The sequence below is a fragment of the Paenibacillus sp. 2003 genome, assembly GCF_031455635.1.
Classification (GTDB): Bacteria; Bacillota; Bacilli; order Paenibacillales; family Paenibacillaceae; genus Paenibacillus; species Paenibacillus amylolyticus_B.
In genome coordinates this window covers 1-9,145 of the sequence record NZ_JAVDTB010000009.1, presented here as the reverse complement: position 1 = coordinate 9,145, position 9,145 = coordinate 1, and the positions used below count along the sequence as shown (strand labels likewise).

Sequence of the window (9,145 nt, the reverse complement as noted above, 5' to 3'; positions counted from 1 at the left end):
GCCGCCCGCCGTAAAGTGGGTCTATCCGTACAGCCGTGCGTAATAACCTCCGAGCGCCAGCAGGTCCTGATGGCGGCCCCGTTCCACTACGGTTCCTTGATTCATGACCGAAATCAAATCCGCATGTTCCACCGTGCTGAGACGGTGGGCAATCAGAATGGTGGTCCGCCCCTTCATCAATACGTTCAGGGCTTGCTGTACCCAGTGCTGGGATTCGTTATCCAATGCAGAAGTCGCTTCGTCCAGCAGCAAAATTGGGGCGTTTTTGAGAATCGCCCGGGCGATCGCAATTCGCTGCCTTTGTCCGCCTGACAACGACGCTCCCCTCTCTCCCACCGGCGTTTTATACTGTTCAGGAAGTTCCTGAATGAAATGGTGAGCGTACGCCGCTTTGGCCGCTTCAACCACTTCTTCATCCGTTGCATCCGGGTTGCCGTAGCGGATGTTTTCCTCAATCGTGCCGGTAAACAAAAACGGCTCCTGCGGAACGTATGCAATCAGCCTGCGGATTTCGTCCAGCGTGTAATGGCCGAACGGTTTGCCCTGGAGCAGGATATCTCCGCTGTCCACAGGATAAAAGCCGAGCAACAGCTTGATCAGTGTACTTTTGCCGCTGCCGCTTGCTCCTACGATCGCAGCAACCTGACCAGGAAACACTTGCATGGACATATCGACAAGTACCTTTTTATCCGCCTGATAGGAAAATTCCACATCGCGAAACTCCACCGCAGCCTCCGATACAAGCTCGCTACGAGAAGATCCCAGACGCTCCGGTTCCTCTTCCTCGCTTAGTACCTCTTGAATCCGGTGAGCGCCCGCGAGCGAATTTTGGGTCATCGACAGAACCATCCCCAAGTTCAACAAGGCGTGCGTCAGATTCACTTGCAAAACTGCCAGAGCGGCGACACTTCCCATTCCCATCATTCCGTAGGCATAAAGAAGACTGCCGATGACGATGATGCCGCAAAACGTGACGTAGCTGATAAAATGGTTCACCGCAGCCTGCATACCGTTCTTTTTCGCCGTTTGCCGAAGCGTTTGCGTCATTTGTTCGTTCAACGCCTCGTACTGGCCGTAAACCGTGCGGATGCGGAACAGCTTCACAATTTGAATGCCGCCCATAAAATCTTTGAATTTTTCGGTCATTTTACCGAGCGTTTGCAAGCCTTGTTCGGACAAAGCGCGGATATCCCGTGCAAATTTCAAGCTGACCAGAGAGGACAGCAGCAGAATGACGAAGGATACGCCAGCAAACCGCCAATCGATCACCACCATGGAGGCAATGGAGCCGATGCAAAAGACAACTTGAAGCAGCAAAACGAAGTAAACCTGCGAGAAAGTAAACTCAACGGTCGTTACGTCGTTATTCACCCGCGACAGCAAGTCCCCATGGTGCGTCTGCTCCAGGAATCTCGGCTGCACCCGGCACAGCTTGTCATAAAGACGTTTGCGGATATTCAGCACAGTCAGCTCGACACTGCGCTGGTATAAGTAAATGAACCAGGGAGAAATTATATTTTCCAGGAACAAGGCCGCGCCCAAGATAATAAAAGCTTCCACCATCAGGGACGTATCTCTGGACACGGCGAAATCAACCAAGTTATGTACGACCAAGCTGAAGGCGATCAGAAACAATGTCTGGGTGAGCGCCGTTACAGCAAGGCCAATCGCGTACTGGGTTTTGCGCTTGCGGTTCATAAACGTCAGCAAGTAGCCGAGTTCTTTCACTTGCGATAGCCTTCCGCCCTTTTTCATGTGTACGACACCTCCATGCGTTCGGCAGACTCGGTAAATTCCTGGTAGTACGACTGGGCGTACAGTCCCTTCCTCTCGAGCAATTGTTCATGAGTGCCCTTTTCGACAATATTTCCTTGTTCCATAACCCAGATTTCATCGGCGTTTTGTACCGTAGAAAGCCGGTGGGCAATAACCACTGTCGTTCTCTGCTTCATCAATATGCCCAGCGCTTCCTGAACCGCGCTTTCCGACTCCGGATCAAGAGCCGATGTGGGCTCGTCCAGCAGCAGAACGGGAGCATCTTTCAGAAAAGCCCGGGCCATTGCAATGCGCTGGCGTTGCCCACCGGACAAAAAGCCGCCGCGCTCTCCGACATACGTCTGGTAGCCACCCTCAAGCTGCATAATGAAAGAATGAGCCTGAGCGGCTTTGGCAGCTTCGATAATCTCGTCCATCGACGCTTCTTCCCGCCCATAGCCGATATTTTCGGCGATTGTACCGCTAAACAAATATGAATCTTGGGTTACCACGGAAAAATGCGACCGAAGCTGCTCCGGATCTGCACCGTGGATCAGGCTTCCAAACACGCGGATCTCGCCCTGATCCTCCGGAAGTGGATAAAAGCCGCATACCAGCTTAAACACCGTACTCTTCCCTCCGCCGCTTGCTCCGACAAGCGCAATCGTCTTGCCTTCCGGCACCGAGAAGCTAACATTCCGCAGAATCGGGGAACTCTCTTCATACCCGAAGGTTACGTTCTGAAACTGGATGGGGGCGGCGTTTGCTTTTGGAAGCAAACGGCCATTTTCCGTTTCGGTCGGCTGCTCGACGATTTCGGAGACCCTTCTCAGGGCACCGCTCATTTCGAACGTGCGCGTAATGAGCTCGGGAATATGCTCCAGCGGCTCCAGACACAGATTAAGCAAGTACAGGAAGGCAATCAGTTCTCCAGCGCCTAGCTGCCCGTTGTAGATCAAATAGCTACCGTAACTGACGGCGAAAATGATCGGGCTGATCATCAGCGTAGAAAGCAGCGGGTTAACCCAAGCTTCCCGCTTTTTCACGGCTAGCTTTTTTTGAGCCGTCAATTGCAGCAGCACTTGGTAGGAGCGAGATAACATACCGGATAATAGGTAGCTTTTTACAATAGGCATCCCTCCAAGCGTATCCTGGAGGTTGACGTTCATTCGGCCCATGTTCGCCTGGGCTTCCTCCGTCAACTGTTCCAACTGCTTGCCGATCCATTGGGAAACCAGCAGTGCTATGGGAAATAACAGCAGGCTGTACAGCATCAGCTCCCATTGGAGATACATCAAATAAGCGAAACAGCCGATAAACAATAACGGATGATAAAACCACTGGGCGAGGTCCCGAATCATAAATTGCTGGATGAGCTGCAGATCGTTGTTGATCCGCGACAACACGTCGCCGGAGTGTTGTTTTTCCAAATAGGGGACCGGAAGTTTACCGATATGACGCATGACATGGTTGCGGATATCCTGCACCGCAGAGGCGCTGCTTCGCTCCACACCGAAGCTCATAAAAAACTTCGCCGGCACACCGATCAAGATGACCACAAAGACCGTGTACACGATTTGCAGAACGATTGGCCCCGCCCCATTCTCGGCTTGTGTGGTCAGCTGCTCGACCAAACGTCCCGTCCATATCTCAATAACCGCGGCGGCAATTGCGGACAGGATACCGACGATCATCCAGCCTTTGTGACGACTTACATAGGACATCAGCCAGCGGAACGCTTTCCAGGTGGCATAAGCGGTTCGGCGCTTGGAAGGCGCCGCTGTGCCTTGTTCTTGAACAGAATTCTGCCGGTCAGCTCCCATGCAGGACCCCGGCCTCCGCTTTGATCTGCCGCTTGATTTGCACTAAGATGTCACGGATGACAACGGCCGTTTCGTCCACGCGCGCGAGTTCCAGTAACTCCTCGTGTGCGCCCTCCAGCCGATAATCGGCGTAAGCTTGCGTCGTTGCCCTCTGCCAGGACGGCAACTGGTGCTCCAGGCGGAACGCTTCGCTGTCCTTCGCAATCAGTTCGTAAATCCGGGAAGTTATCGTGCCTGAATTAATAAGCTGCGCTTCGTACGTCAAGGTGGCTTTAATCTTCCGATGAACACGCTCCCGCACGAGTGGATTGCTCATTAATTCCTTCTCTTCTTCGTCGAAATCCGCAAACATTTCTTCAAGCTCTTTCTCAGTCGTTTCATAAGGCGTGAGTGTGTCCTTAATCCATGAGTCCACCATGAGCACATCCGTTACGGAATACCCTCTTCTTTCCATCGTTTTGGCTACCTCAAACGTCAGGTTGCCTCCGAAGCAGTAGCCCAGCAGCACGTAAGGTCCTTCAGGCTGGATGCGAACAATCTCATCCACATAACGGTTCAGCATGGCCTCGTAATCGATGACATCGTCGATAAAATCAATGCCGTAAAGTACGAATCGGCCGTCTAACCTGCTTGCAAGCGCTCGGTAACCAATGCCGAAGCCGCTGCCTGGAGGGAAGCAGAACACGTTTAGATCCCCTGTTTTATTCAGCTTAATGAAGGAGTCTCCCCCTTTATCCAGACCCAGATCCTCCTCTCCAAAAGCCATGGCTTCAACAGTTACACTATGGAATTGGCGATTCAGTGGTATCTCGATGCCCGTTTCATCGTAAACGGCTTGAACAAGCCTCATCAGACTTAAGGAATTGCCGCCCAGCTCAAAAAAATTATCCTTTACGCCGACCTGTGGAATGCCAAGTGTATCCTGCCAGACACGGACGATCTTCATCTCGAGCAGCGTTCTCGGCGCAACATATTTCGCTCCTCTGGCCGCAGCTTCCTCCGGCACTGGCAGCGCTTTGCGGTCGATTTTTCCGTTCGCGGTCAGCGGCATCTGCGAAAGCTGCACAAGATGCGCAGGAATCATATACCCCGGAAGCTGCTTGGCGAGCTGCTCCTTGAGTTCATTCGCCGCCAGCTTTGTTTCCGCGACGTAATAAGCAACAAGTTGCTTATGGCCGTTCGCGTCGTCCCGGGCGAGTACAACCGCTTCTTCCACACCCCGGGCGTTCAGAAGCTGCGTCTCGATTTCGTCCAGCTCGATCCGGTACCCGCGAATTTTGACCTGATGGTCGATTCGGCCCAGGTATTCGATGTTGCCGTCCGGCAACCAGGCCGCCAAGTCGCCTGAGCGGTACAGTTTCTCCCCCTCCGCAAACGGGGAATCAACGAACTTCTCCGCCGTCAGATCCGGACGGTTCAGGTATCCTCTCGCCAGCCCTTCCCCGGCTACGTACATTTCGCCCGCTACGCCAATCGGCACTGGGCGACGGTTTTCATCCAGGACGTACACCCTCAGCGTTGGGATCGGCTTGCCGATATTGCTCTTCGCCGCCTCCATTTCGACCCACGTAATTTCCTTATACGTCACGTGAACCGTCGTTTCGGTAATGCCGTACATATTGATCAGCTTTGTCTCCGGGTACTTCGTCTTGAAACCCTTGAGCAAAAGTGGACTGAGCGCTTCGCCGCCAAAAATGACGTTGCGAATCCGCAGATCATATGGATGATCCGCCAAGACCTTACGCAGCAGCTGATAGAAGTACGTTGGCGTCTGGTTCAAAATCGTGACCTGTTCGCGGCCTAGCAGTGCCAGGAAATCGGTCGGATTTTTCGCCGTGAGCGGCGGTACGATAACCAGCTTTCCTCCATACAGCAGTGCACCGTACATTTCCCAGACGGAGAAATCGAAGCAGAACGAGTGGAACAGCGTCCACGTGTCGAACCGCCCGAAGTCGAACAAGTTCTTGTCGTTGAACAGAAGGCGCACAACGTTTTTATGCTCGATCAACGTGCCTTTTGGTTTGCCGGTCGTTCCCGACGTGTAGATGACATATGCCAGGTTCTCCGGCCCGGAAATTGGCTCCAGATTCGAAGCGTCCAGCGCACCTTCCGAGTCCGCCCCGCTGTCGCCCCAAACGAAATCATCTATTTCAAGGCGCGTCCCTGCGAAGTCGGTCTTCTCATGCAGATGCTTTTGAATCAGCAATAACGGTGCACCCGAATCCTCGATCATGAAGCGGATGCGCTCCTCCGGGTAGTCGGGATCGACAGGCACGTAGGCTCCGCCCGCTTTGAGAATCGCCAGTATGCCGACAACCATATCGAGTGAGCGTTCGGCCAGAATCGCTACCAGCTGGTCCGCTTCAACTCCCGTCTCCCTCAGCTTGTGCGCAAGCCGGTTGGATCGCTCGTTCAGCTCGCGGTAGGTCAGCTGCCGTTCGTTCATGACAACGGCCACGTTGTCCGGGTAAAGCTCCGCCTGTTCTTCAAACAAACCGTGAATCGTTTTCCCCCGCTCAAACCCGGTTTCGGTATCATTAAATCGATTCAGCAACGTCTCCCTCTCGTCCGGGGAAAGCACATCGGCTTGTCCAAGCTCCAGATCCGGCTGAAATACAAGCATGGACAGAAGCCGAACAAGGTGGTCGGCCGCCTGTTCCACAAATGCCCGCTCGTATCGATTCCCGTCAAAGCTTATTGCCAGCCCGATAGAGTCGTTTTGGCGGTCGAATCGAAAAACCGTATCGGCCGCCACCCGGTTACCCAGCGGTTCAGGATGAATCGGGGCGAAGGATGTGACGGTGTTGACGACTGGGACTCCTTCCCCTGTATAGTCCAGATGGAGCGGCTCCACCATTTTCCGAAAAGGCAGATGCTGATGCTCCAGCGCCTCTCCGATGGAAGCTTTGATACCCCCGAGCAGCGTTTTCAGCGTAGTCTGGCTGCTTACGAACGTTTTGATCACCAGGATGTCATGCGGCGGCTGAGTCACGTCCGGGTCCCCGCTATAAGAAGGCATGCCGACCAGTACTTGATCCTGCCCGGTATATTTGAACAGCAGGCTTTTTACTCCTGCCAAAACAATCATGTACAAAGCCAGATCCGAACCATTGGCGAGGCGAATAATTCTCTCCGAGAGCTCACTCGGCAGGGTATGGTGAAGCAAGCCCGGCTCTGCCGCAGCTTCGCCACCTGCAGATAATTTGGAGGATTGACTGTAGGGAAGGAAGCTCAGGCTGTCATCGTTGTCAAACTTGCTGCTCCAGTACCGTTCTTCCTTTTCAAATAAAGATTTCATTCGTACCTCCCCTAAAAATGAAGTGACCGTGTGCCCCGGCGCAGATCCGAAAAAACTTGCTTTCGGCCTGCGCGTTTACGGGCTTGATTTACGGACTTGCAAGTTGTTCGCCGTCTTCCATGGGATGCGCACCACTTTCGCTTGACGGCGGAGGCGCGCTTGTAATATTAGAACGCGAATTCGATCGTATCGACGGCACTCTTTGCGCTAGCCGCCGGTTTATGACATTCAATCCGACTTAGCTCAAGTTGTGGATTTTCCACAATTTGAGAAAGCACCCACAGGTAATCCTCGGTTAAGGTGCGGATCATCGTTTCTTTGAACAGCTTGGTGGCGTAGAAAAAGCCCCCGCTCAGCGCCCGTTCGTTTTCATACATAAACAGGGTCAGATCAAACTTCGCTTCCTCCAAATGGTCAAGCTCGTAATTCTTCAGACTGACCCCTTCCAGTTCGGCGTCTCGTTCTTCGATATTTTGCAAGTCGAAAACGGCATCGAACAGTGGGAAGCGGCCCGGCTCCCGCTTCACATTCAAACGCTCCACGAGCTCTTCGAATGGATAATCCTGATTCTCAAAAGCTCCCAGAGCCGTTTCCTTGACTTCTTCCAGGTAGGACAGGAACGTTTTGTTGCCCGACGGGCGATTGCGGAGCGCCAGTGTATTAACGAACATGCCGATGACCGGCTCCAAATCAGCGTTAGTTCTTCCCGCCACCGGGGTGCCCACAATTAAGTCTTCCTGCCCGCTGTACTTGGACAGCAGCACAGTATATGCCGCAAGCAGTACCATGTACAGCGTGCTTTCACGCTCGGCCGCCAATTCACGCAGCCGCGCAGAGAGAGAAACTTCGACATCGAACTCCAGATGCGCGCCTTCGTAGTTGCGAACTGTAGAACGTTCGTAGTCCATCGGCAGATCCCCCGTCGGCAGCTCGCCTTCAAAGGTTTGCAGCCAGTACGCTTCCTGCCGTCCGATCCGCTCTCGGTGGTCCTCCGACTGCTGCCAAACGGCATAATCCTTATATTGAATGCGTAGTGGCGGCAGTTCTTCCCCGGCGTATAAACTCGAGAACTCATCCATCACAATCGCCATCGATACGCCGTCCGACACAATATGGTGCATATCGAAAAGGAGAATATACCGTTTCGGCTCCAGTTCGATGACTCCGGCGCGCAGCAGCGGCGGCTTGCCGAGATCAAACGGACGAACGAAGTTGCGGACAATCTGCTCGACTTGAGCTGCATCCTCTGGATCCGCTTGATGATGCTCAATAGCAAAACCGACCTGCGGGTAAATCCGCTGAACCGCTTCGCCCTTCACCATTTCAAAACCGGTACGCAGCGATTCATGCCGTGTTATCAGTTTCCGCAATGCGGCTTCCAAGCGGTCTAAATCAAACTTGCCTTCCACCTGCATCAGTTCCGGCATGTTGTAAAGCTGATCCGCTCCATCCAGCGTATGCTGAATAAACAGCCGTTTCTGCGCGGAGGACAGGGGGTAGTACTCTCTCTCTTCCGCTTGAGGAATAGCCTCATGCTCCCGCCGTTCCATCCGGGCGATTACATCGGCCATCGCCGCAATCGTCGAGTGATGGAATACGTCGCGCAGCGGGAGGTTGACGTTTAGTTCCTTAAATACCTTGCCTGCCAATGACGTCGCTCGCAGGGAATGGCCGCCGATGTCGAAGAAGTTGTCGTAAACGCCAATCTCCTTCGTAAGCCCCAGCACCTCCTGCCAAATCACCGCCAGCTTCATTTCCAGCTCATTGCGCGGTGCGACAAACTCCGTTCCACTTCCCGCTTCCCCTTCCGGTGCTGGCAGCGCCTTCCGGTCTATTTTCCCGTTCGGCGTCAGAGGCAGGCGTTCCAGCTCCACGAAGTACGACGGGATCATGTAACCTGGCAGCTCCTGCGCCAGCGCACTGCGCAGATCGTTCACTAACAGCTCCGCGCCGGTCTCCGGCGTATTATAATACGCACACAACGCCTTCTGCCCGTTCGCATCACTTCGAACCAGCACCACCGCTTCGCGCACACCTTCCACCCGCAACAGCTGTGACTCGATCTCACCCGTCTCGATCCGGTAGCCCCGAATTTTCGCCTGGTTGTCGATTCGGCCGATGAAGTCCACGTTGCCGTCTTCCATCCACCGCGCCAAGTCTCCTGTGCGGTACAACCGCTCGCCCGCGACAAACGGACTATCTACGAACTTCTCTTCCGTCAGCTCCGGACGGTTCAAGTACCCACGTGCTACGCCAACGCCGCCGATGA

4 protein-coding genes are annotated in these 9,145 nt (G+C 53.9%); all 4 read right to left on the bottom strand.

Annotation, left to right across the window (positions count from 1 at the left end; genetic code table 11):
- Positions 1-21: 21 nt before the first annotated feature.
- Complete coding sequence (locus J2X75_RS25325) at positions 22-1,755, bottom strand: ABC transporter ATP-binding protein (protein ID WP_310341428.1); 1,734 nt, start codon at positions 1,753-1,755, stop codon at positions 22-24.
- A complete protein-coding gene (locus tag J2X75_RS25320; protein WP_310341425.1) occupies positions 1,752-3,578 on the bottom strand; it encodes an ABC transporter ATP-binding protein in 1,827 nt (608 codons plus the stop codon). Before J2X75_RS25320 ends, J2X75_RS25325 begins: the two co-directional genes overlap by 4 nt.
- A complete protein-coding gene (locus tag J2X75_RS25315; RefSeq protein ID WP_310341422.1) occupies positions 3,568-6,876 on the bottom strand; it encodes a non-ribosomal peptide synthetase in 3,309 nt (1,102 codons plus the stop codon). The genes J2X75_RS25320 and J2X75_RS25315 overlap by 11 nt, the downstream gene beginning before the upstream one ends.
- 167 nt (positions 6,877-7,043) lie before the next feature.
- Positions 7,044-9,145: condensation domain-containing protein (locus tag J2X75_RS25310; RefSeq protein WP_310341419.1), on the bottom strand; the 2,102-nt coding region annotated here is incomplete at its 5' end.